This window comes from Pantoea sp. VS1, assembly GCF_002207995.1.
Taxonomy (GTDB): Bacteria; Pseudomonadota; Gammaproteobacteria; order Enterobacterales; family Enterobacteriaceae; genus Pantoea; species Pantoea dispersa.
The window spans coordinates 1-253 of record NZ_NHZE01000053.1; the positions used below are offsets into that span (position 1 = coordinate 1).

Here is a 253-nt window from a genome sequence, read left to right on the forward strand (position 1 = left end):
ACAGACCGCCTGCGTGCGCTTTACGCCCAGTAATTCCGATTAACGCTTGCACCCTCCGTATTACCGCGGCTGCTGGCACGGAGTTAGCCGGTGCTTCTTCTGCGGGTAACGTCAATCGGCGAGGTTATTAACCTCACCGCCTTCCTCCCCGCTGAAAGTACTTTACAACCCGAAGGCCTTCTTCATACACGCGGCATGGCTGCATCAGGCTTGCGCCCATTGTGCAATATTCCCCACTGCTGCCTCCCGTAGG

General features: G+C 57.3%; 1 rRNA gene. It reads right to left on the reverse strand.

The features are described from left to right. Window positions 1-253, reverse strand: a 16S ribosomal RNA gene (locus tag CBW22_RS21430); the annotation flags it as partial.